Origin of the sequence: Algoriphagus marincola DSM 16067, from assembly GCF_000429405.1 — a bacterium.
In the GTDB taxonomy this organism is placed as follows: domain Bacteria; phylum Bacteroidota; class Bacteroidia; order Cytophagales; family Cyclobacteriaceae; genus Algoriphagus; species Algoriphagus marincola.
Map to the genome: position 1 here is coordinate 105,993 of NZ_KE386899.1, position 21,761 is coordinate 127,753.

Genomic DNA, 21,761 nt, shown 5'->3' on the forward strand with positions numbered 1-21,761 from the left:
GGGTTAAAAAGATCCATCCATTATCAAACTAGAAATTATGAGGCCTTATCTAGACTTTCTTTCATCTCTCGCTGAAAACAATCACAAAGATTGGATGGATGCCAACCGAGATTGGTATCAGTCAAATCGAAAAGAATTTTTAGAGGATGTGGAGGTCATGTTAAAGAATCTCTCAGAACTCGAGCCGGCACTGTCTGCTTTCAAGCCAAAAGACTGTGTTTTCAGGCAAAACCGAGATATCCGTTTTTCTGCTAATAAGGATCCCTATAAAACCAACTTTGCAGCCTATTTTTCCCCAAAAGGAAAGAAATCTGAGGGACCCGGCTGGTACCTTCATATTCAGCCCGGCAATTCATTTTTTGCAGGAGGCATTTGGATGCCAATGGCAGAAACACTGAAGAAAATTCGAAAGGAAATTGATTACTCCGGTGCTGAGTTAACGGAAATTCTCAGCGAACCGGAGTTTGTCAAACTGTTTCCCACCATCGAAGGAGATAAGCTCAAGACAAGTCCAAGAGACTATGATGCAGATCATCCATATATCGAATTTCTTCGGATGAAAAGCTTCATCGTTTCCAGCCCAATTGCAGACAAGGATGTAAACTCGGGTAATTTTCTGAACCTTGCCTTCCGAGGGTTTTCCGTTATGAAGCCCTTTTTGGACTTTCTGGAAAAGGCTGTTGAAGAAGTCGAGGACGGCTCGGATTTACTTTAATTTTTGAGGGATTAATCAAAATCACTCCAATTCACGTTCTCAGAAAAGGCTGTTAAAAACCCGAATCCAATCACGGAGAAGATGATAATTCCGATCACAAATCCGATCAAGCGAAGTATCAATTCGGATTTGGCCCAATTGGATTTGTTGACATCGGTATTTTTATCTACTGCCCAAACGATCAACATAATGAATCCGATTAGAGGCAGCTTGGATATCAAAACATTAATGATCCAATCACCAAGCGTCAGAGGTGGTTTTTTGAATTCTTCAGGAATGTTCATAGTATCTGGGGTTTGATGGCTTAGAGAAAATCTTTGGTTTGGAATTCGTGTTCTTGCATGGCAAAATTATCCGGGTTTAAGGGATCAGTTTGGATAAATTGAACCACGATTTTTTCATAGTTTTCAGAATTTTCAAAGTCTCTGAGGTAGATTTCAGCACATTTTCTGGCAAGTACTTCGGGGTAGTCTCCCAATAGCTTTGGATCTCCATTCTCCAATTTAAGAATAATTATAGATTCATCATTTGTCCGCTTCAAATTCACAGAGGTGCCTTGGAAATCACCTAAAGCGCGAATTTCATCCGAAGGAACAAACCCATCTCCCACCATTTTTTCCATTCCCTTAAACGCTATTTTTAGGATGTCCTCAGGCTGACAGGAGCAGGAAGAGAGAAAAAAAATAGCCATCAAAAAAGTGATGGCTTGAAGTCTTATTGTTTTCATAAAGCTCAATTTCTAAGTATTTTGATTTGCTCAGAGTGATTGTTCCACTGTAATTCCAGAATATAGAAGCCAGCTGGGAGATACCCAAAATACGAATTAATTATGAACCTTGAAGTTGTGGGGAGTGGAACTGTTTTTTCTCTTAGCTCACCCGTAGTATTCAACAGGCGTAGTTTCACATTTCCTCCTGAGATTTTTTCTTTTCCCAGATAGGCTAACTCTAAATTTTGACCTGCATAGCTTGGGTTTGGAAATAAAGTCCAACTGGGTATCATCTCTTTGGGTATCTCTCGTTTTACCAAGAGAACAGAGCTGTAATAATCGAATTCTTCTGTTTTTTTTCTTATTCTGTAATAGAGGTGGTCTTGATTAAAGGGGAAATTTGTGTCTTGAAATGAGTAAGTAGTCGTTTCAGTTTTTGAATTAGGAATTTGAATGGTTCCGATTGTTTGAAAAGGCTCATCACCACTATTTTTTCTTTGAATTTCGAAAGTGCCAGGCTCTATTTCTCTATTCGTTTCCCAGTTGAGGGTTACTTTTCCTGTTTTTGGAGACCATTCTCCTACAAAGTAGGAAAGATCTAAGGATAGAACAGAAGCAACATCTAGAAAGTATTCCACGGTTTGAGAGCATCCATTAGCATCGGTCACAGTCAGTGTATATAAGCCTGTGCTCAGGCCGAATATATTTCTATTTGTACTGTAAAAACCATCAGGTCCTGTCCATACAAAGCTGTAAGGCTCCGTACCTCCAGTGACACTTTCCACATAAATGATCCCGGTATCATCATCGATTTTTGTAGGGAAAATAGTCACCAGAATACCAAAGTTAGGATCAATGAAAATATCCTTGTAGATGGTAGTAGTTGTCACTCCGTCATCTGCGGTAAGTCCTATAGTGTAGGTGCCTGTAGAAGGGAAATCAAAAACTGGACTTGGTCCGGTAGCAGTCCCTAGTCCGTCAAAATCCCATTCGAATGTATAGTTGTATGGAGGTGATCCCCCTATAGTTTGCGAAGTGAATTCAATGGTGGTATTACAAATCCCATTAGACTGGAAATCGAATTTTGGAAATAATGGGACAGCAGCAGTAAAGCCCTCAAGGTTGCCGTAGCATTGTGAGTTAATGTTGTTTTTGGTGCTAATGACACAAGTAGAATTTGGATCGGCTGTACCCGTGGTCCAATAGATGAAAATGTCTTTAATGTCTACCACATCCCCCCAATTCCAAGTAAAATCCCGAACCTTAATCCAAACGTTTTGCTGGGCTTGTACACCAGAAAAAAGACATTCGTATTGCTCATCTGCGATTAGAACGTCATTGATAACAATATCAAAAAAGAATCTCAGGTTATATCCATTAGTTGAAGAGCCTCCTAGAATAGTCCAGAGTTCTCCATTGATTTCTTCTCCAAGTTCATATTCGTCAGTGACTGTGAAAGGGTTTCCATCTGAATCCCGTAACTGAAAGCCATCCACAACGAAATTATTCTGAGGACATTGGGCATATACCTCTCCGGCGGTATTCAGTAAAAAGAATAACCCAAATATTAGCCAAATATTGCCTTTCCGTTTCACTTCACTTAATCCTAATTGGGTTCCAAATGTACAAAACAGATTAACATTAAAAAATGATTTAAGTCATTGGTAATCCATGAGTTATCTACTTATTCCTATGTATCATTAAAAGGTTGTTTAGCAGTATTTTTTTTGACGTTGGTCCCATTTTACTTTATGAGAAAATTGTTTTTTTTAACTGTATTCAAAAAAAATGAGTTTTGGAGTTATGCCAGGGTAGAATCCGCCAAAGCTATTCTCCTAATCTTTTTGGAGAGATAGCTTGAAAAAAGGTGTTTGAACAAAATCCCAAATGAACCAATCAGCTGCAGTCCTATTCAACTAAGCTTTAGTAGATAAAAAATGCTCCTCTTTCGAGAAGCTTTGACAGCGGAGGATAACGCCTGCCTGCCGGCAAAGGCAGGGAGTCGAACCGATAGCTTGCCCCGAAGTATTTCGGGGACCTTCCCGCTAGCTAGCGGGACGCTCTAGCCAGCTGAGCTAATCAGCCAGTCGATATATTTTCTACTTTTCTTTTTTTTGATTTCCAATTCCCGTTTTAGGGCAGAGGATCTATCTGAATATTTTTCTAAGTATTTGATTTCCCAGAGAGGCGCTCCAGCTTTAGTTGATGGGGTCGATGCTGAATTATGATGCCTGAGCCTTGCTTCCGGATTATCAGTTGAGCCGATATAGTATTTGTCAGTTTTTGAGCTATAAAGAATATATACAAAGTACATAACTAAAAATAAAAAAGGCTTGCAGTTTTTGCAAGCCTTTGTGGAGGATAACGGAGTCGAACCGATGACCTTCCCGAATGCTTTCGGGACGCTCTGACCATCCTACAGCTATCGAGATGGGCTAATTCAGATGGTATTAAATAAAAAAAGCCTCTCTATTAAGAAGCTTTTATGGTGGAGGATAACGGAGTCGAACCGATGACCTCTACACTGCCAGTGTAGCGCTCTAGCCAGCTGAGCTAATCCCCCAATTTTTCCATATTTCAGTTTTCAAACCGATGACTTTCCCGAATGCTTTCGGGACGCTTTAGTCCCGATGACTATCGAGAAGCTAATCCCCCTTGTTTGAGTTGCAAATATAGAACTGGATTTAATACCCACAAATATTTAATTACTCTTGGCTATAATTAATCCGGGTCATAATACTTCTTCCCAAGGTGACTTCATCTGTAAACTCCAGTTCACCCCCTACAGGGATTCCTCTTGCGATAGTACTGATACTTACGCCTGTTTCTTTTAGTCTTTTGCCCAAGTAGAAAGCAGTGGTATCTCCTTCCATGGTAGCGCTTAGCGCCAAAATGATTTCCTTAACCGGTTCACTTTTTGCAGATTCTAAAATTCTATTTACCAACGATTCGATGGTTAATTCCTCGGGTCCAATCCCTTGAATAGGTGATATGACACCGCCCAAAACATGATATTTCCCATTGTATTGATTGGTGTTTTCGATAGCTAGTACATCCCTGATATCTTCTACCACGCAAATGGTAGACGAGTCACGCTTATGACTTTTGCAGATGCTGCATTCCTCATCATCGGAGATAGTATGGCAAGTCTTGCAATATTTGATTTCTTGCCTCATTCGAGTCAGCGATAGCGCCAATGCCTCTGTATGAGCTTCGTGTTGTTTAAGAAGATGAAGGGCGAGTCGAAGAGCAGTTTTCTTGCCGATGCCTGGCAGTCTGGATATTTCGGTAACGGCATCCTCGATTAGTTTTGAAGGGAGATTCACAAAAGTGGAAATTAAGTAATGGTGGCTTGAATTCCTGCGTCAAGGATCGCTTCGCACATGGGTTTCAGATCTTCGAAACTCCCCTTTTTGACAGCACATTTTCCTTTGTAATGAATGATTAATGTGCATTGCTCAGCCTGTACTCGGGTATGCTTACAGACTTTCATCAAAACATGGGTGACATGATCAAAAGTATTCACATCGTCATTGAATACAACTAGGTCATGTTCCTCCAGGTCCAGCAAATCTTCAATTAAAATTTCTTCTTCCTCCAGCTGGGGTAGATCGTTTTGAAGGTAAATCATATTGCAAAATTAAGAATAATGGTCAAATTTAGCGGTTTCAAGCCTTCTCTTTTATGAATCCACAAACAGTACTAATTGTTATCGCCTGCTATTTTTTGTTGCTTTTTGTCATCTCTTGGTTGACATCAAGAAAGGTGACTTCAGATACCTTTTTCACTGGTGATAGGCAATCTCCATGGTTTTTGGTGGCTTTTGGAATGATTGGGGCTTCGCTCTCTGGAGTCACTTTTATCTCAGTTCCGGGTGAAGTTGGCAATACTAATTTTTATTATTTCCAGGTTGTACTTGGATACACGCTCGGCTATTTTACAATTGCTAAGGTTCTATTGCCTTTATATTATCGATTGAATCTCATTTCGATCTACACCTATTTGGAGGATAGATTTGGCTTTTACAGTTACAAGACTGGTGCTTTCTTTTTTATTCTTTCGCGGACCTTAGGCTCATCTCTAAGGGTTTTCTTGGTGGCATCAGTTTTACAGTTGATTCTTTTTGATTCCTTAGGAATTCCCTTCTGGGTTTCGGTCCTAATTACAGTTGGCCTTATTTGGATTTACACCCACCGGGGAGGGATCAAAACGGTGGTTTGGACCGATACGCTACAGACTTTTTTCATGCTTGCATCGGTGGTTGTTTGCATCATTGTGGTCGGCGATGCATTGGAGTTTTCAGGGATCTCAGATTATTTCAGTCGGGTATCCGAAGACTCGAGGTCTTCCATCTTTAATTGGGACTGGAAAGCCGGGACTAATTTTTTCAAGCAGTTTATTTCTGGAGCATTTATCACTATTGTCATGACTGGCCTGGACCAGGATATGATGCAAAAAAACTTGACCTGTAGAAATATTGGGGATGCTCAGAAAAATATGTTTTGGTTTACAATCATCTTGGTCTTTGTAAATCTACTTTTCTTGGGACTGGGGGTAATGTTATATCTTTTTGCGGAGACGCAAGGGCTTGCACTTCCCGAGAAATCAGATGAATTGTTCCCATTTTTGGCGACGCAGCATTTTCCTGCCTATGCAGGAATCATTTTTGTCCTGGGAATAACGGCGGCAGCCTACTCCAGCGCAGACTCCACGCTTACTGCTTTGACCACTTCCTTTTGTATTGATTTTCTAGAAATCGAGCGAAAATATCCAAAGGACAGACAGGTGTCAGTCAGAAAAAAAGTCCACCTGGCTTTTACGTTTATCATGTTTTTGGCTATCCTGATCTTTCACTGGATCAATGATCAAAGTGTGATCAATTCGGTATTTATCATTGCGGGATACACATACGGGCCTCTTCTGGGATTGTATGCTTTTGGATTGTTCACAAAAATGAAAGTTCAGGATAATATGGTCCCATTTCTAGCTGTAGCAGCCCCTCTGATTACCTTTTTCATTAGCTCAAATTCAGAGCGATGGTTTTGGGGGTATAAGTTTGGGTTTGAGGCTTTGATTTTGAATGGTCTCTTGATGTTTTTGGGGCTGTATCTTTTCCGTCAAAAGAATTAAAGCCCGAGTTCTTTTTCCGGATCCCAAAAAAGCTTGTCGAAATCCTGAACTTGATCTTTTTCTACATGGATTCCTTCCAGTTCCAATAGTTCTTGCATTCGGGTAGGAGTGGCAAAGTGATGCTTTCCGGTCAAAACTCCTGCTCTATTTACGACTCGATGGGCTGGAACGTCCGGTAGGGTATGAGCCGCGTTCATAGCATAACCCACCATTCGAGCCCCGCTTTTGAGTCCCAAATAATGAGCGATTGTTCCGTAGGTGCATACTCTTCCGGGAGGAATCTCGCGCACTACCTGATAGACAAGATCAAAATAATTAGACTTTTTTGTGCTCATTTTTCCAGTTCAAAAAGGATTGATTGATGGCCTTACGGACTTGCGCTTCTTTGATTTTTTCACCTGACCGAATAGGGAATTGATAGCGCATCAGGATATTATCGGACTTTCGCTCCAGGATATTCAGTTGGGCACCTTCGGTCAGCACGAGATCTCCATATTCTTTCAAAACCTGTGTGAGGCTCTCCTCCAATTGATTCAATTGTAAATCACTGGAGTAGGGGATTTCTGCATCGAAAACGACTTGGTGCGTATTGTTTTTAGAATAATTCACCACATCGGTGGATAGTATCATGGAATTGGGAATGAAAATCAATTCACCTGTTTCGCTTTTTAGGACCGTATTCATGAGCGTTATATCCCGAATGAAACCCGTTTTATTACCCACATTGATTTTGTCTCCTATTTCCAGCTGCTCTGAAAACATCAGGATCAAACCGTTTACGATATTGGTGATGTATTCTTTTGTAAGTAGCGCAATAGCAGCTGCGACAATAGTGATGGAAGTCAAAAACTCCAAGGGTCTGATTCCAAAGGCAAGCATCAAGGAAATAAGGAAGGCAAAGAAATTCAGGATCGTGGCTATCCGGTTGATTCCAAGGACGAAATTGGGCTGAACCTTTGTCTCTGCAGTTTTCTTTAAATAAAACCCCAAAGTGATAAACCGGCCAAGAGAGATAACCAAGTGTGCACTCAGCAGAAAAATACCAGCCCGGAGTAGATTGGTGAGGGATGCATGCTCTTCCAAAAATCGATGCACAGGTGTATCTGCCACATAGGCTATTTGTAAGAGAATCAATAAGATCAACTTGAGAAAAAAGTAACCTCTTCTCCTGTTCTCTTTGCTTCGTATACTGGTTTTTATATCATTCATAATAGAATCGAAAAATAACAGTTAATTTTAGGAATTATCAACCATTAAAATTGGAATGACTCGAAATATTATTGTCACAGGTGCTGCGGGTAATTTGGGAGGGGCTGTCGTAGAAAAATTCAAACGAGAGGGCTACAAGGTCATTGCCTTATTACAGCCCGGAAAAAATGAAGAAGTAGAAGAGGCAGACGATAGTTATGAGGTAGATGTCGCAGATGAAGCGGCAGTTGAGGCTTTTGTCAAAGAGTATCAATTGCAGTACAATGACCTGGATGCATTAGCACTTTTGGTAGGAGGATTTGCGATGGGTTCTATGGAAGAAACCTCAAAAGCAGACTTAGATCAAATGATTCAGCTGAATTTTTACAGTGCCTTTCACTTAGTCAAAGGTTTTCTTCCCTTGATGCAAAAGCAGAATAAAGGCACTTTTCTATTTGTAGGTGCAAGGCCAGCTTTACAGCTAGTGGATGCGGCAGGAACTTTTGCCTATGCAATGAGTAAAAGCATGGTTATTAATCTAGCGGAAATGGTCGCAAGTTTTACACAGGATACTTCTATTCGTTCTCATGTTTTCGTTCCAAGTATCATTGATACTCCCCCAAACAGAGAATCTATGTCCGATTCAGACTTTTCGAAATGGGTTCGCCCTGACGAAATTGCAGAAGCCATGCACTATGCAGTGAATAATGCTGCTCTTCGAAATATGACTTTCAAACTTTATGGTGAAGTATAATATGAAAAATGTTTTAGTAGTAATCTTGGCCTTCTTGATGATTGGGCTTCAAAAGCAGGCAATGGCCCAGACTCCAGAGATGGAGGTTCAAAAGGTGATCGAGCAGCTTTTTGATGCCATGCGTGCCAAAGACGGTGCTGCCGCGGGTGCGGTCTTTTTAGAAACAGCACCTATGCAAACTGTGGTAGCAGGTGAAAATGGGAGTACTCTTGGAAGTAATTCAGTCGCTGATTTTGTGAACCGGATCGCCACCACGCCAGAAGATGTAAACCTGGATGAGCGGATTCTGGACTATCAAATCAAAGTAGACGGAGACCTTGCTGCAGCTTGGACGCCTTATGAATTTTATGTGAATGATCAATTCAGCCACTGTGGGGTCAATTCTTTTCAACTTGTCCGCACTGCTGAAGGATGGAAAATCTCCTATATCATCGATACCCGTCGGAAAGAGGGATGTAACCAATGAGCTTGAACAAAGAAGAGGTATTCAAACAGGCCGTTTCGATCCTCAAAACAAGAATCCAGGAATTGAAAGAAGAGCGAAAAGCTATTTCTGATGGAATTTTGGAAGATGATAAAAGCAGTGCCGGAGATAAGTTCGAAACCGGTAGGGAAATGCTTACCCAGGATCTGAGACAGGTAGAATCTCAAATTACCTCCAATTCCAACCTTTTGGATGAAATTTATCGGGTGCAAAGCGTAAAAAGCCAAAGCCCAAATATCAGAGAAGGGTCTTTGATCCGCCTTGCCGGAGAATACTTTCTCATCGCCGCCGCAGTTGGTAAAATCACGGTCAATGAGCAAGGCGTTTATTTGATCAGTGCAGCATCACCTTTGGCACAGAGTGTCATGGGAAAAGGCAGTGGCGATAAAGTCCTGTTCAAAGGAAAAGAGAATCTCGTTGAACTGATTGCCTAAGCTAATTTTTCGGGACAAAACTCATCAATTCTTTTGCTCCATCAAGTAGTGTCAATTTATCCTTGCCTACCTTAAGGTTTTTAACTTGACTCAGTGCGGAAATAAAATCCTGCTCTCCTGTTCCAGGGCAGGCTTTTCGAGTCATGGCACCGGGGTCTAGGTTGAGGTCAGTTCCTTCGAGCTTGAAGCTTCCATTGAAATTATTACAACCCGAAAAACCAGTTAGTTTTCCATCATCCATAAAGTTGAGAAAAGGGACTCCACCGGAAAATTGTGATAGATCTAGACCTTGACCTAGTAGGGAAGAAAGGGCCCAACTATTTCCAGTAAGGAGGCTTAGTGGATTCAGACTTTTGACACTGCTACAGCCGCTAAACAAAATAAAAACCAAGGCTATCGAAAATAGATGTGCTTTTTTCATGGAAATCTGGATTTGGTTCACTCTAAAATAGCGGATTTACTTCATTTTTATTTTATAGGAAAGTCGGTTTTCGAAAAAATATTTGGGTGATCCATTATCTTTCTTTTAGAAAAAATCTATTTAAAGGCTATTTTTTCTGCCAATTTGAAAGATAAATGGGTGAATGCTTGGCAAAAAGAAAATGGAGGCTTAAACTTGCAAATGCTATCCTTGCTATGAAAAAGTCCATGATTGCACCATTTTTACCGGCTTTTACCCCACGACTTTCTTGGGGCTTTACCTTTTTTGGAATCAGCAAGACCATGATGACGACCATCATTACGGGGTAATCCCGTTTCTATTTTCTACCTCCGCCCTTTTTGGCTTTTGCCATATTTCTCATCAAATCACAAAGTAAATCATGAAAATCATCAAGTTTGGTGGTTCGTCCATAGCGAATCCAGATTCAATTAAACAGGTTTTTTCCATCATTCAGGATAAACTGAAGCGACAGGAAATAGCCGTAATTTTTTCCGCATTTGGTGGAGTCACGGAGACTTTACTGACCATTGCCAAGATGGCCCGGGAAGGGGATCAGGTCTACCGGGATTTGCTTCAGACACTGGAGGAAAAGCACTTGGATATGGTCCGGCAGCTCATCGCCGTACAAAATCAGTCTACCGTCATGACTTATGTAAAAGTCCGATTCAATGAATTGGAGGACTTGTTTCATGGTATCTATCTGATAAAAGAAAATTCCCCTCGGACGCTGGATTATGTAGTGAGTTTTGGGGAGCGGCTTTCTGCATTCATTTTATCAGAAGCATTGACTGCCAAGGGCGTGAAAAGCCGCTTTCTCGATGCACGAGAAGTGATTCGTACCAATGATCGATTTGGGCAGGCAAGGGTTGATTTTGAAAAAACCAATGCATTGATCCGTCAGTATTTTTTGAATTATGATGGGGTAAAAGTAATTACCGGATTTATTGCGTCGACCGAAAAAGGAGAGACCACTACCTTGGGAAGGTCTGGTTCAGACTATACCGCGGCGATTTTTGCATCAGCCTTGGAAGCAGATGATTTGGAGATTTGGACGGATGTATCCGGAGTTTTGACTTCAGATCCAAATTTGGTTTACACCGCTTTCACCATTCCTCAGTTAAGCTACAATGAGGCGATGGAGCTTTCTCATTTTGGTGCTAAAGTGATTTTTCCGGCAACCATGCAGCCGGCGATGAAGCGGAATATTCCGATTAGGATCAAAAACACTTTTGAACCTGAAAATGCGGGAACCTTGATTAATGGGGATGTGACCAATGGCCCGCTGATTAAGGGTATCAGTTCCATGTCCAATATTTCCATTGTGACTGTTCAAGGAGCTGCTTTATTGGATGGGACTGCCGGAAGTCGGGTATTTAAAGCCCTTTCTGAGGCCAAAGTCAATATCGTCCTAATCTCTCAAGCTTCATCGGAGCATAGCATCTGTCTCGCGATCAAAACCAGTGAGGCATATCTAGCCAAAGAAGTAATCGAGCAAGAATTTTTCTACGAGATCAAATCCAATGAAATGGAGGAAGTATCCCTCCTTCATGGGTATTCGACCATTGCAGTGGTGGGAGAAAATATGAAGCAAAACCCGGGTGCTTCCGGGCGAATGTTCCGGGCTTTGGGTCGGAATAACATCAACGTGGCTGCAATTGCTCAGGGAAGTTCAGAGCTGAACATTTCGGCCGTAATTCCTCAGCCGGACTTGCAAAAGGCTCTGAACGCCCTGCATGAAGCCTTTTTCCTTTCAGAAAACAAGGTGCTTCACGTCTTTTTGGTAGGGACTGGCTTGATTGGAAAAGCCCTGATGCGAATGATCGCGATCCAGCAAGCAAAACTTCGAGAGGAAAGCGAGCTGGACATCCAAATCCACGGTTTGGCTAATAGTCGTTTTATGGCTTTTCATGAGGATGGATTTGATCTGAAGGTCGGCTATGATTTGTCCGAGAAGGATCAGAAAATGGATATGGAGAAGTTTGTCCGACAAATGGAGGAAATGAACTTTTCTAACTCTGTTTTCGTGGATTGCACGGCAAGTCAAGAAGTAGCGGATGCCTATTCTCGTGTCTTGGGGGCGAAAGTGGCCATTGTCACTCCGAACAAAAAAGCCAACTCTGGAACCATGGAGCAATACCTGGAGCTCAAGAAGCTGGCGAAGAAGCGTGGGGTGAAATTCCTCTACGAAACCAATGTTGCAGCAGGACTTCCTGTCATTAACACCTTGCAGGATTTGATGCTATCCGGGGATAAGGTGATCCGAATTGAGGCAGTTTTGAGTGGGTCAATGAATTTTATTTTTTCCGAATTGGAAAAGGGAGACCCTTTTTCCGAAGTGGTCAAATCTGCTAAAGAGAAAGGCTATACTGAGCCAGATCCTCGAGATGATCTGAGTGGGATGGATGTAGCTAGAAAAATTTTGATCCTGGGAAGAGAGGCAGAGCAAAGACTAGAATTTGAAGATATCACGGTGCAAAGTATGGTGCCGGAAGATTGTCAATCTGCTGAGTCAGTACAGGAGTTCTTCGAAAAATTGAAAGGTCATGATAAAGGTTTCGCAGACTTACTCAAAACTGCAGAAGCTAAAGGAGAAAAACTTCGATTCATGGCTACTCTTGAAAATGGGAAGGCGAAAGTGGGGCTAAATTCACTTCCTGCTTCGCACCCATTTAGTAACCTGAGTGGCAGTGATAATATGATTCTACTCACCACAGAGCGATATCTTGATCGGCCGATGATCATCAGAGGGCCAGGTGCCGGGGCAGATGTAACTGCCGCGGGTGTATTTGCAGATGTAATTCGAATCGGAAACTATACCCGCGAGTGATGCGAACTGTCAAAGCTTTTGCGCCAGCTACTGTAGCCAATGTTTCCTGTGGCTTTGATATTCTTGGCTTTGCTATAGAAGGTATGGGAGATAGCGTGCAGCTCATAGAAAATAATAGCCAAGAGCTTAGGGTAGTTTCAATCACAGGAGACGGGGGTAGATTGCCTTTGGATGCTGCTAAAAATACCTGTTCGGTAGCCATTCAGGCTCTTTTGGATGAGTTGGGAATCCGTCTTGGATTGGATATTCATTTAGAAAAAGGGCTGCCACTCGGGTCTGGAATGGGTTCAAGTGCTGCCAGTGCCGTGGCGGCCTTGGTCGCTGTGAATGAATTCCTAGAAAACCCATTGGAGAAAAAAGATCTGCTGCCCTTTGCGATCTTAGCTGAGAAAGTTGCCTGCGGTGCTGGTCATGCAGATAATGTCGCTCCTAGTCTATTGGGAGGATTTGTCCTGATCCGGGATTACCATCCACTCGACGTGATCAAGTTGCCAGTTCCGAAGGATTTGCAGTGTGTGCTTTTGCATCCGCATTATGAACTCCGGACAGAGGATTCCCGCTCAGTTCTTCGGGACCAAATTCCTTTAAAATATTCCACCATACAATCAGGAAATGTTGGTGGCTTGGTTTCTGGGCTTTTTCTATCCGATTATGGATTGATATCAAGGTCATTGCGGGATGTGATAGCCGAGCCCTATCGAGCAGTGTTGATCCCCGGATTTTATGAGGTAAGAGAAGCAATCAAATCAGCTGGTTCACTCGGAATGGGTATTTCAGGTTCTGGACCAACCCTTTTTTCCCTATGTCAGGGGGAGAGTTCCATCCCCGGAATTATTTCAGCGGCTCGAAAGGTCTATGAATCTATGGGGCTCGGAGTAGATGCCTATCACTCAGCGATCAATACCCGTGGAGCTTTTGTAATTGAATAAACCACAGTATGAAGTATTACAGCACCAATAACCATAAGCATCAAGTTGGTCTTTCCGAGGCCGTAATCAAGGGTTTGGCACCAGATAATGGGCTGTATATGCCCGAGCGGATTCCTGTTTTGCCAAATGACCTGATCGAAAAAATGTCCGAAATGAGCTTTCGGGAAATCGGCTATGCGGTGATCGGGGCTTTGTTTTCAGAGGATTTGACCGAAAAGCAGATTCATGAGTTGGTTGATCATACACTCAGTTTTGATGCACCAATTGTGGAGGTGGAGGAAGATGTGTATAGCCTAGAGCTGTTTCATGGACCTACTTTGGCTTTCAAGGATGTAGGAGCAAGGTTTTGTTCCAAACTGATGAGTATGCTTGTCGAAGATAAAAGTAAGACGCTTCGAGTTTTGGTTGCTACCTCAGGAGATACCGGAAGTGCTGTTGCCAATGGTTTTTTGGGCGTTCCAGGTGTGGAAGTGATTATTCTTTTTCCCAGAGGAAAAGTCAGTAAACTTCAGGAGAAGCAGTTTACCACATTGGGGCAAAATATAACCGCCTTGGAGGTGGAGGGAGTCTTTGATGACTGTCAGACCTTGGTGAAGCAGGCTTTTTTGGATAGGGAATTAAATGAAAAGCTGATGCTGACCTCGGCAAATTCCATCAATATAGCAAGGTGGATTCCGCAATCCCTGTACTATTTCTATGCTTTTTCCCGGTTGCCTAAAATGAGTAAAAAAGTTGCATTTGCAGTTCCAAGCGGGAATTTCGGGAATATCGGAGCTGGGATTTTAGCACAACAAATGGGCCTGCCGATAGCACAGTTTGTGGCAGCAACCAATGTAAATAAGGTAGTTCCCGAATATTTGCATGGCTCACCTTTTAAGGCCATGCCCTCCATCCCGACTGTGTCCAATTCTATGGACGTGGGCAATCCAAGTAATTTCCCAAGGCTTCTTGCGCTATATGAAGGAGATGAGAAGCGGTTACGGGAAAACGTGAAAGGGTATTTCTACACCGATGAGCAAACGGTGGAGGGCATTCAAGCAATACAGCCAAAGGGATATATACTCGACCCTCATGGAGCAGTGGGATATTTGGGTTTGAAAGACTATATGGCCGAAAATCCAGGTTATGTGGGAGTCTTTTTGGAAACGGCCCATCCGGGTAAATTCCGGGATGTGGTGGAGGAAGCATTGGGAGAAAAATTGGTGCTACCGGAGCGATTGGCGGTTTTTCTGCAAGGAGAAAAACAGGTGATCCCGATGGGAAAAGGATTTGATGAGTTTAAGGGGTTTTTGGAGGGGTTGGATTGATGAAATAAAAAGTGATAGTATCATTTGATACCATCCTACTTTTTGTTTTGCATTTCGAAAACCAATATCCTTCACTATTTTCAACCTCTATTTCAAACCTAATCTAACCATGCGTCAATCAATCCCTTACCTTAGTTTGCTGGTCATTGCAGGAATCGCCTGTTCCCAGCCTCAAGAAACTACTCAGACAGTCGAGGCCGATTCCACCGCTTCTGAATTCGCTCATCCCCCACTTGTTGAACACATCTACACCGCCGATCCCTCAGCCCATGTTTTTGAAGGTAAAATCTTCATTTATCCATCGCACGATATTGAAACCGATGTAGCTCAAGATGACATGGGTTCGCATTTTGACATGAAGGATTACCATGTGTTTTCTATGGAAAGTCCGGGAGGACCAGTCACCGACCATGGAGTTGCGCTCAAACTCGAGGATGTGCCTTGGGCAGGCCGTCAGCTATGGGCACCGGATGCAGCAGAGAAAGATGGGAAGTATTACCTCTACTTCCCTGCCAAGGACAAGCAGGATATTTTCAAAATTGGGGTAGCGATCTCAGACCGGCCAGAAGGGCCCTTTCAAGCGGAACCTGAGCCTATTGCCGGGACTTTCAGCATGGATCCCTCAGCTTTCCAGGATGGCGATGATTACTATCTTCTCTGGGGAGGAATCTGGGGCGGTCAGCTTCAATGGTATGAAGATCAAAAGCTGGTAGAAGGACGAAAAGGTCCAACAGATGGTATTCCAGCACCAGACGAAAAAGCCTTAATGCCATACATTGCCAAGCTTTCTGAGTCGATGACTGAAATCGATGAGACGCCAAAGGAAGTTTTGATTTTGGATGAAAATGGTGAGCCAATCAAAGCAGGAGACAATGATCGGAGGTTCTTTGAAGCAGCCTGGATGCATCAATACGAAGGAAAATACTATCTGTCCTATTCTACCGGTGACACCCATTTTATCGCTTATGCAACTGGAGACAGCCCTTATGGTCCTTTTACTTACCAGGGAAATGTCTTAGAACCAGTTCAGGGCTGGACCAATCACCATTCGATTGTAGAGTTTGAGGGCAAATGGTATCTTTTTTACCATGATACTGAGCTATCAGGAGAGACTCCACTTCGGAATATCAAAATGGCTGAGCTAACTCACCTACCTGATGGAAAAATTCAGACTATCAATCCCATGAAGTAATGCAAAAGCCGGATTCTGTCCGGCTTATTTCTTACGTTCGATGGTGTAACTGACGAGGTCTTTGAGGGATGTCTTAAATTCGGAATCAGGAAAGTCCTTTAGGATATCCAAAGCTTCTTGATAGAAGTCATTCATCTTCCCTTTGGCATATTCCAGTCCACCGCTTTTCTTCACAAAGTCAATTACCTGAGCTACAGCTTTCTTATCTTCTGATTTGTTTTTGATCAGGGAGATAATTCTTCTTTTTTCTAACCAGTCTGCATTTCTAAGAGCATAGATCAGAGGAAGGGTCATCTTTTTCTCTTTGATATCAATCCCTACGGGTTTACCGATTTCATCCTCCCCGTAGTCGAAAAGATCATCTTTGATCTGGAAAGCCATCCCGACTTTTTCTCCGAAATCACGCATTTTGCTTACGTTCTCCAAGTCCGCTCCCACACTTGATGCGCCAACTGCACAGCAAGAGGCGATGAGACTGGCTGTTTTTTGTCGGATAATCTCGTAATAAACATCTTCGTCTACATCCAGTTTTCGGGCTTTATAACTTTGCAGAAGTTCACCTTCTGACATTTCCCTTACGGCATTGGAGACGATCTGCAAGAGATTAAAGTCTCCATTGTCCACGGAAAGGAGTAACCCCCTCGACAGAAGGTAATCCCCTACCAAAACGGCGATTTTGTTCTTCCAGAGTGCATTTACAGAAAAAAATCCCCGGCGGTAGTTCGCATCATCCACTACGTCATCATGAACTAGGGTAGCTGTATGAAGGAGTTCGATAAGCGCAGCTCCTCTGTGGGTAGAGTCGTTGATCTGTCCACAGACACCAGCTGTCAAAAACACAAACATGGGACGCATCTGCTTACCCTTGCGCTTGACAATGTAATTGGTGATGTGGTCAAGGAGCTTGACTTTGCTCTTCATAAAATCCCTAAACTTCTGCTCGAATTCAATCATTTCGGCAGCAATTGGGACTTGGATTTGTTTGAGGTCAGGTTTCATCAGGAATGCGAGCGTAAAAATAGCATGCTTTGGGTGCAGTGCAAGAAATCTTTTGGCTTTACTGACAAACGGTCTACATCCCGAAACGTTTATGGATTTTCTGTATTTTGTATTTTATTGATTTATCATAATCCCCACTACGATGAAAAAGCTAAGTATTGAAATTAAATGGGCACTAATTTTTGTGGCTATGATGCTGATTTGGATGGTCTTTGAGAAATCCATGGGTTGGCACGATGAGAAGATTGCCGATCATGCCACTTATACCAATTTGGTAGCTATCCCTTCGATTCTGATTTATGTGTTGGCTCTTCGGGACAAAAAGAAGAATTTCTATGGAGGACATTTGAGTTTCAAACAAGGCTTCGTATCGGGGATGATCATTACCTTGATTGTGGCCTTGCTTACTCCATTGAGTCAGTATATCACCTCTACTTACATTACTCCCTACTATTTTTCCAATGTGATCGAATATTCAGTAAGCACTGGTATCATGGAGAGAAGCGCTGCAGAGGAGTTTTTCAATTTGAAAAGTTATATCATCCAAGCCAATATAGGAGCCTTCATTATGGGTTTGATTACCTCCTTGGTCGTAGCTTTTTTGGTGAAATCAAAAAAAGGTACACCTATGCCCTCTGCCAGCTAATCCTAATCTGACTAATTCTATTTATGTATCTTTGATTTTTCTAATCAATCTGCCCCTTGGAGGAAAAATATATCAAGCACAAATACGATCCCATCCTTCCTAGTAAGGATGAGTGGCCCGTTGTCAAATTGGCGCGTGAGCGAAAGGAATTTGTCAAAAAAGTATCTGAAAATGCTCAAGGTCGGATATTGAAGCTTACTTCCAATAATATGGAAATATTGAAGGAAGAGCTGGAAACTACCCGCTATAGAGAGAAGCTTCGAATAAAGCAAAATCCATGGGTGGTGGACCCAGATGATGAGGGAGCCTTTTGGGGAAAAGTCAAAGAGTCTCTTCTTCATGCGAGTTCGGAGACAAGCCTTTCCAAAAAGCAAAGGGAAGCGATTTATAAGGAAATATTAGAATCCATTACTTCCCGGTATTCAGAGGAAATTGCCAGCAATTTTAAGCATCAGCATTACAAGTTTATTCGGAGCGTGGTCACCTTTGGATTTGCACGCTTGCTCAATGCGGCCCGGGTAAAAGGATTTCGATCCATTTTTTCCAATCAGTACACCCTACAGGATAAGATACAAATCACTGGGGAAACCGATCAACTCAGAGATTTGGCTACAAAAGGCACCATTGTGATGGTTCCTACTCACTTTTCCAATCTGGATAGTATTCTTATTGGGTGGATTATTTCAGTGCTAGGATTACCTCCATTTATCTATGGCGCTGGATTGAATCTCTTCAATATTTCCATTTTTGCCTACTTTATGAATGCGCTTGGAGCATATAAAGTAGATCGTCGAAAAAAGAATTTGGTCTACTTGGAGACCTTAAAAACCTATTCCAAAGAGGCTATTCAGTTCGGGTGTCATTCGCTCTTTTTCCCTGGAGGCACACGTAGCCGAAGCGGTATGATTGAGAGCAAACTCAAATTGGGCTTACTTAGCACAGCTATTGAAGCCCAGCGAAATAATTATCAGGAGGGCATCACCGGGATTTCAGGTAAAATCTTCGTGGTACCCGTCACGATCAACTATCACTTTGTCTTGGAGGCGCCTAGTCTAATACGAGATCACTTAAGTATCACCGGGCAGGAGCGCTATTACAAAGAGAATGATGAGTTCTCTACTTCTTACAAAATCTCGAAGTTCCTCGTCAAGTTTTTTACCAAGGGTTCAGATATTTCGGTTTCGGTAGGGAGAGCAATGGATGTTCTGGGAAATTATGTCAACGAAAAGGGGGAGAGCTTGGATCAGCATGGAAGAGTGATTGATACCAGTCATTATTTCAGGTCCGGAGGAAAGGTGACTGTGGATTCTCAGCGAGAGGAAGAATACACCCACATGCTCGGAAGGAGAATTGTAGAGGAGTTTCACCGGATCAATCGGGTGTTTAGCTCACATTTGGTAGCCTTTACAGCATTCGAACTCATCAAAGCCAAAAACTCCAAATTGGATCTATTTGACTTGATTAGATTGCCAGAAGAGGAAATTTTTATTGAATATGAGGAATTCAAGGATGCTTGTCAGCGAGTGTATGATCAGATTCTAATTCTTCGTGATCAGGGATTGATCAAAATTGCTCCACACATGAAGCGAAGTCTAGAGGAAATTATCGCTCATGGACTCGATAACGTGGGGATGTATCATGCCAAGCGGCCTTTGATCCGAAATAAAAAAGGTCAAATAGTGACCGAGGACATGAGTTTACTTTATTTCTATCACAATAGACTACACGGCTATGAGCTCGAGAACCTTTTCTGATTCATCATTGATCGGTGTAGTAGGCGTAGGTTCTTTTGGGACCGTCATCGCCAATATGCTTGCTGAAAAAAACCAAGTTTTGGTTTATGCAAGAAATGCTGAGGTCGTTGCAGAGATCAATGAAAATCATACAGCGCAGGGCAAATCAATGCATGAATCCATTGTGGCTACACAGGATCCTCAGCAGCTTTGTGAATCCTGCCAAACCATTTTTTTCATGGTTCCCAGTTCGGCATTTCAGGATGTCGCCAGGAAATTCTCTCCTTTCCTTCAGCCCTATCATTTAGTCATTCACGGTACGAAGGGACTTTGTCTGGATTTGCCTGAAGGGCAAAGTTTGGATGAGGTGAAAAACCTTGACCGTAACCGCATTCTGACCATGAGCGAAGTGCTACAGAAAGAGACTGTGGCAGTTCGCGTGGGTTGCCTAGCCGGACCGAATATCGCAAAGGAGCTTTCCAAAGGTCAACCTGCAGCAACGGTGATTGCTTCTAAGTTCAACGAGGTGATTTTGGAAGGTCAGCGTTTGCTTCGATCTGAAAAATTCCAGGTTTACGGCAATTCCGACATCATCGGAGTAGAGCTAAGTGGGGTATTGAAGAATATCATTGCCATAGCTGCAGGAGCACTGGCAGGATTGGGTTTAGGAGAAAATGCCAGAGGGCTACTTATTTCCCGTGGGATGGTGGAGATGGTTCATTTAAGTCGTGCCTTAGGAGGTAGTGTGAAATCAGCCTTTGGGCTAGCTGGTGTGGGGGATTTGGTGACCACTTGCAACTCGGTGAATTCTCGAAATTTCACGGTAGGCTATCGCCTTGCAAAGGGAGAAAAATTACCTCAGATCCTAGATGAAATGGAAGAAGTGGCAGAGGGAATTAATACTGTGAAAATTATCAAAGGTTTTTTGGAGGCATCAGATTTACGAGCACCAATTACAGAAAACCTGTACCGGGTTTTGTTTGAAGATCTGGAGATAGAGGAAGCACTTCAGTTTCTGATGAAATACCCTTTCAACGTGGATGTTGACTTCGTATAGACATAAAAAAAGCTCTTCATTTTGAAGAGCTTTTTTGTTGGTTTTATTCGACAGGGAGAAGTTTGACTAGCAGGCCTGTTCCTTCTGTGATGGCGTAAAGATATCCATCCGGACTTTCAGATACTTGTCTCACTCGTCCGATGTCTTGGAACATTACCTCTTGTGAAAGTGCAGTTGCTCCATCCATGTCTACTCGGTTGATGTGCATTTTTGCCAAAGCACCTATCAAAATATCTCCTTTCCAGTTGGGATATCTGTCAGAAGTGACCATAGTCATACCGCAAGTTGCGATTGATGGCACGTAGTAGGTGACAGGCTGTTCCATCCCTTCTTTTTCGGTGATTTCAGTGATTGGTGTTCCATCGTAATTTTGCCCGTAAGTAATCACTGGCCAACCGTAGTTTTTTCCTTTTTCGATCAGGTTGAGTTCATCACCACCCATAGGGCCGTGCTCTGCTTCCCAAAGTCTGTTATTCGCTTTGTCAAAATATAATCCTTGTGGATTTCTATTTCCATAAGACCAAATAGAACCTACTGCGCCTTCCTCATTGACAAAAGGATTGTCTGCAGGAATTCTACCATCGTCATGAATTCTGTGAACTTTCCCATGAGCGTTGGTCAAGGTTTGTGCATTTTCAGGCTTATTTCCTTTGTCTCCATTGGAAAAATAGAGGTAGCCTTCATTATCAAATACGATCCGGCTTCCAAAGTGACGTCCACCTTCCCACTCAGGCATGGCAACAATGATCTCTTCCTGATCAATTGCATTATTGTTGTCATCAAGCTTGAAACGCATAATCGTTAAAGCCCCTTTATTGTCAGGGAATGGCTTTGCGTAAGCAATGTAAATCCAGCCATTCTCAGCATGATTTGGATGTGCTGCGACATCCAAAAGACCTGCTTGATTTACTTCATGAACTTCCGGAAGACCTGTCACTTTTTGACCGGTGAATTCATCATTATCGAAAATCAATATTTCACCTTTTCGCTCAGTTACGAGCATTTTTCCATCCGAAAGCCAAGTCATACCCCATGGGCTCTCAAATTCGGTGAATAGTGTATCTACTTTGATTAAATGCTTTTCAGTTTGCTGTGCGAAAGTAGGATCTACTGGCTGAGGCTGATTGATATCATCTGCTTCCTTTGTTGCGCAGGAAACAGTGGATAGCATTCCAGCACCGATCAATATCCAAAGATTGTATCTGTTCATATCAT

The 21,761-nt window shown here is 42.6% G+C and carries 24 protein-coding genes and 1 tRNA gene; 13 read left to right on the forward strand and 12 right to left on the reverse strand.

The window, feature by feature from the left end; genetic code table 11:
* Positions 1-37 precede the first annotated feature (37 nt).
* On the forward strand, positions 38-715 hold the full coding sequence (locus G457_RS0119310; protein WP_035484376.1) for a DUF2461 domain-containing protein: 678 nt from the start codon (positions 38-40) through the stop codon (positions 713-715).
* 11 nt (positions 716-726) lie between these two features.
* On the opposite strand, the gene G457_RS0119315 is transcribed toward G457_RS0119310, so the two are convergent.
* From G457_RS0119315 to G457_RS0119350, 7 genes are all read right to left on the reverse strand, one after another.
* Positions 727-999: a hypothetical protein gene (locus G457_RS0119315; RefSeq protein ID WP_026947921.1), complete on the reverse strand. Its 273-nt coding sequence runs from the start codon at positions 997-999 to the stop codon at positions 727-729.
* 20 nt (positions 1,000-1,019) lie between these two features.
* On the reverse strand, positions 1,020-1,442 hold the full coding sequence (locus G457_RS0119320) for a hypothetical protein (RefSeq protein WP_035484379.1): 423 nt from the start codon (positions 1,440-1,442) through the stop codon (positions 1,020-1,022).
* A gap of 5 nt (positions 1,443-1,447) precedes the next feature.
* Positions 1,448-3,019, reverse strand: a complete 1,572-nt coding sequence (locus tag G457_RS0119325; protein ID WP_026947923.1) for a PKD domain-containing protein — start codon at positions 3,017-3,019, stop codon at positions 1,448-1,450.
* 467 nt (positions 3,020-3,486) lie between these two features.
* The gene (locus G457_RS0119335) at positions 3,487-3,738 is read right to left on the reverse strand and encodes a GIY-YIG nuclease family protein (protein ID WP_026947924.1); all 252 of its coding nucleotides are present in this window, start codon (positions 3,736-3,738) and stop codon (positions 3,487-3,489) included.
* 172 nt (positions 3,739-3,910) lie between these two features.
* Positions 3,911-3,987: transfer RNA gene (locus G457_RS0119340), tRNA-Ala, on the reverse strand.
* 142 nt (positions 3,988-4,129) lie between these two features.
* Positions 4,130-4,750, reverse strand: a complete 621-nt coding sequence (recR, locus tag G457_RS0119345; protein ID WP_026947925.1) for a recombination mediator RecR — start codon at positions 4,748-4,750, stop codon at positions 4,130-4,132.
* An 11-nt stretch (positions 4,751-4,761) separates the two neighbouring features.
* Complete coding sequence (locus G457_RS0119350; RefSeq protein ID WP_026947926.1) at positions 4,762-5,055, reverse strand: ATP-dependent Clp protease adaptor ClpS; 294 nt, start codon at positions 5,053-5,055, stop codon at positions 4,762-4,764.
* A gap of 53 nt (positions 5,056-5,108) precedes the next feature.
* Here G457_RS0119350 and G457_RS0119355 point away from each other — a divergent pair, with 53 nt between their 5' ends.
* Positions 5,109-6,554 (forward strand): sodium:solute symporter, encoded by a 1,446-nt coding sequence (locus G457_RS0119355; protein WP_026947927.1) that lies wholly within the window; start codon positions 5,109-5,111, stop codon positions 6,552-6,554.
* Here G457_RS0119355 and G457_RS0119360 read toward each other — a convergent pair.
* Complete coding sequence (locus G457_RS0119360) at positions 6,551-6,889, reverse strand: MGMT family protein (RefSeq protein WP_026947928.1); 339 nt, start codon at positions 6,887-6,889, stop codon at positions 6,551-6,553. The genes G457_RS0119355 and G457_RS0119360 overlap by 4 nt on opposite strands.
* Entirely contained in the window at positions 6,870-7,763 is an 894-nt protein-coding gene (locus G457_RS0119365; RefSeq protein WP_026947929.1) for a mechanosensitive ion channel family protein, read from the reverse strand. The genes G457_RS0119360 and G457_RS0119365 overlap by 20 nt, the downstream gene beginning before the upstream one ends.
* 55 nt (positions 7,764-7,818) lie before the next feature.
* On the opposite strand from G457_RS0119365, the gene G457_RS0119370 reads away from it, so the two are divergent.
* From G457_RS0119370 to G457_RS0119380, 3 genes are read left to right on the forward strand one after another with little or no spacing between them, the layout of a single operon-like run.
* Positions 7,819-8,496 (forward strand): SDR family NAD(P)-dependent oxidoreductase, encoded by a 678-nt coding sequence (locus G457_RS0119370; RefSeq protein WP_026947930.1) that lies wholly within the window; start codon positions 7,819-7,821, stop codon positions 8,494-8,496.
* Complete coding sequence (locus tag G457_RS0119375; RefSeq protein WP_322786351.1) at positions 8,483-8,962, forward strand: nuclear transport factor 2 family protein; 480 nt, start codon at positions 8,483-8,485, stop codon at positions 8,960-8,962. The genes G457_RS0119370 and G457_RS0119375 overlap by 14 nt, the downstream gene beginning before the upstream one ends.
* Positions 8,959-9,414 carry a hypothetical protein gene (locus tag G457_RS0119380; protein WP_026947932.1) on the forward strand — a complete coding sequence of 152 codons (456 nt, stop codon included), beginning with the start codon at positions 8,959-8,961 and terminating at the stop codon, positions 9,412-9,414. The genes G457_RS0119375 and G457_RS0119380 overlap by 4 nt, the downstream gene beginning before the upstream one ends.
* Position 9,415: 1 nt before the next feature.
* On the opposite strand, the gene G457_RS0119385 is transcribed toward G457_RS0119380, so the two are convergent.
* On the reverse strand, positions 9,416-9,835 hold the full coding sequence (locus tag G457_RS0119385; protein WP_026947933.1) for an META domain-containing protein: 420 nt from the start codon (positions 9,833-9,835) through the stop codon (positions 9,416-9,418).
* A 155-nt stretch (positions 9,836-9,990) separates the two neighbouring features.
* Here G457_RS0119385 and G457_RS23005 point away from each other — a divergent pair, with 155 nt between their 5' ends.
* From G457_RS23005 to G457_RS0119410, 5 genes are all read left to right on the forward strand, one after another.
* Positions 9,991-10,164, forward strand: a complete 174-nt coding sequence (locus tag G457_RS23005) for a hypothetical protein (protein WP_211230244.1) — start codon at positions 9,991-9,993, stop codon at positions 10,162-10,164.
* Positions 10,165-10,235: 71 nt separating this feature from the next.
* Positions 10,236-12,683: a bifunctional aspartate kinase/homoserine dehydrogenase I gene (thrA, locus tag G457_RS0119395; protein WP_026947934.1), complete on the forward strand. Its 2,448-nt coding sequence runs from the start codon at positions 10,236-10,238 to the stop codon at positions 12,681-12,683.
* Positions 12,683-13,612, forward strand: a complete 930-nt coding sequence (locus tag G457_RS0119400; RefSeq protein WP_026947935.1) for a homoserine kinase — start codon at positions 12,683-12,685, stop codon at positions 13,610-13,612. The genes thrA and G457_RS0119400 overlap by 1 nt, the downstream gene beginning before the upstream one ends.
* An 8-nt stretch (positions 13,613-13,620) precedes the next feature.
* Positions 13,621-14,919: a threonine synthase gene (thrC, locus tag G457_RS0119405; RefSeq protein WP_026947936.1), complete on the forward strand. Its 1,299-nt coding sequence runs from the start codon at positions 13,621-13,623 to the stop codon at positions 14,917-14,919.
* A 109-nt stretch (positions 14,920-15,028) separates the two neighbouring features.
* Positions 15,029-16,111, forward strand: a complete 1,083-nt coding sequence (locus G457_RS0119410; protein ID WP_026947937.1) for a glycoside hydrolase family 43 protein — start codon at positions 15,029-15,031, stop codon at positions 16,109-16,111.
* A 24-nt stretch (positions 16,112-16,135) separates the two neighbouring features.
* On the opposite strand, the gene G457_RS0119415 is transcribed toward G457_RS0119410, so the two are convergent.
* Positions 16,136-17,110 carry a polyprenyl synthetase family protein gene (locus tag G457_RS0119415; protein ID WP_026947938.1) on the reverse strand — a complete coding sequence of 325 codons (975 nt, stop codon included), beginning with the start codon at positions 17,108-17,110 and terminating at the stop codon, positions 16,136-16,138.
* A 142-nt stretch (positions 17,111-17,252) separates the two neighbouring features.
* On the opposite strand from G457_RS0119415, the gene G457_RS0119420 reads away from it, so the two are divergent.
* The 3 genes from G457_RS0119420 to G457_RS0119430 are packed head-to-tail and all read left to right on the forward strand — an operon-like array spanning position 17,253 to position 20,546.
* A complete protein-coding gene (locus G457_RS0119420) occupies positions 17,253-17,756 on the forward strand; it encodes a DUF4199 domain-containing protein (RefSeq protein WP_026947939.1) in 504 nt (167 codons plus the stop codon).
* A gap of 56 nt (positions 17,757-17,812) precedes the next feature.
* Positions 17,813-19,510: a 1-acyl-sn-glycerol-3-phosphate acyltransferase gene (locus G457_RS0119425; protein ID WP_026947940.1), complete on the forward strand. Its 1,698-nt coding sequence runs from the start codon at positions 17,813-17,815 to the stop codon at positions 19,508-19,510.
* Positions 19,488-20,546 (forward strand): NAD(P)H-dependent glycerol-3-phosphate dehydrogenase, encoded by a 1,059-nt coding sequence (locus tag G457_RS0119430; RefSeq protein WP_026947941.1) that lies wholly within the window; start codon positions 19,488-19,490, stop codon positions 20,544-20,546. Before G457_RS0119425 ends, G457_RS0119430 begins: the two co-directional genes overlap by 23 nt.
* Positions 20,547-20,589: 43 nt before the next feature.
* Here G457_RS0119430 and G457_RS0119435 read toward each other — a convergent pair whose 3' ends face one another.
* Positions 20,590-21,756, reverse strand: coding sequence for a PQQ-dependent sugar dehydrogenase (locus G457_RS0119435; protein ID WP_026947942.1), 1,167 nt, complete (start codon positions 21,754-21,756; stop codon positions 20,590-20,592).
* Between the last annotated feature and the right edge of the window lie 5 nt (positions 21,757-21,761).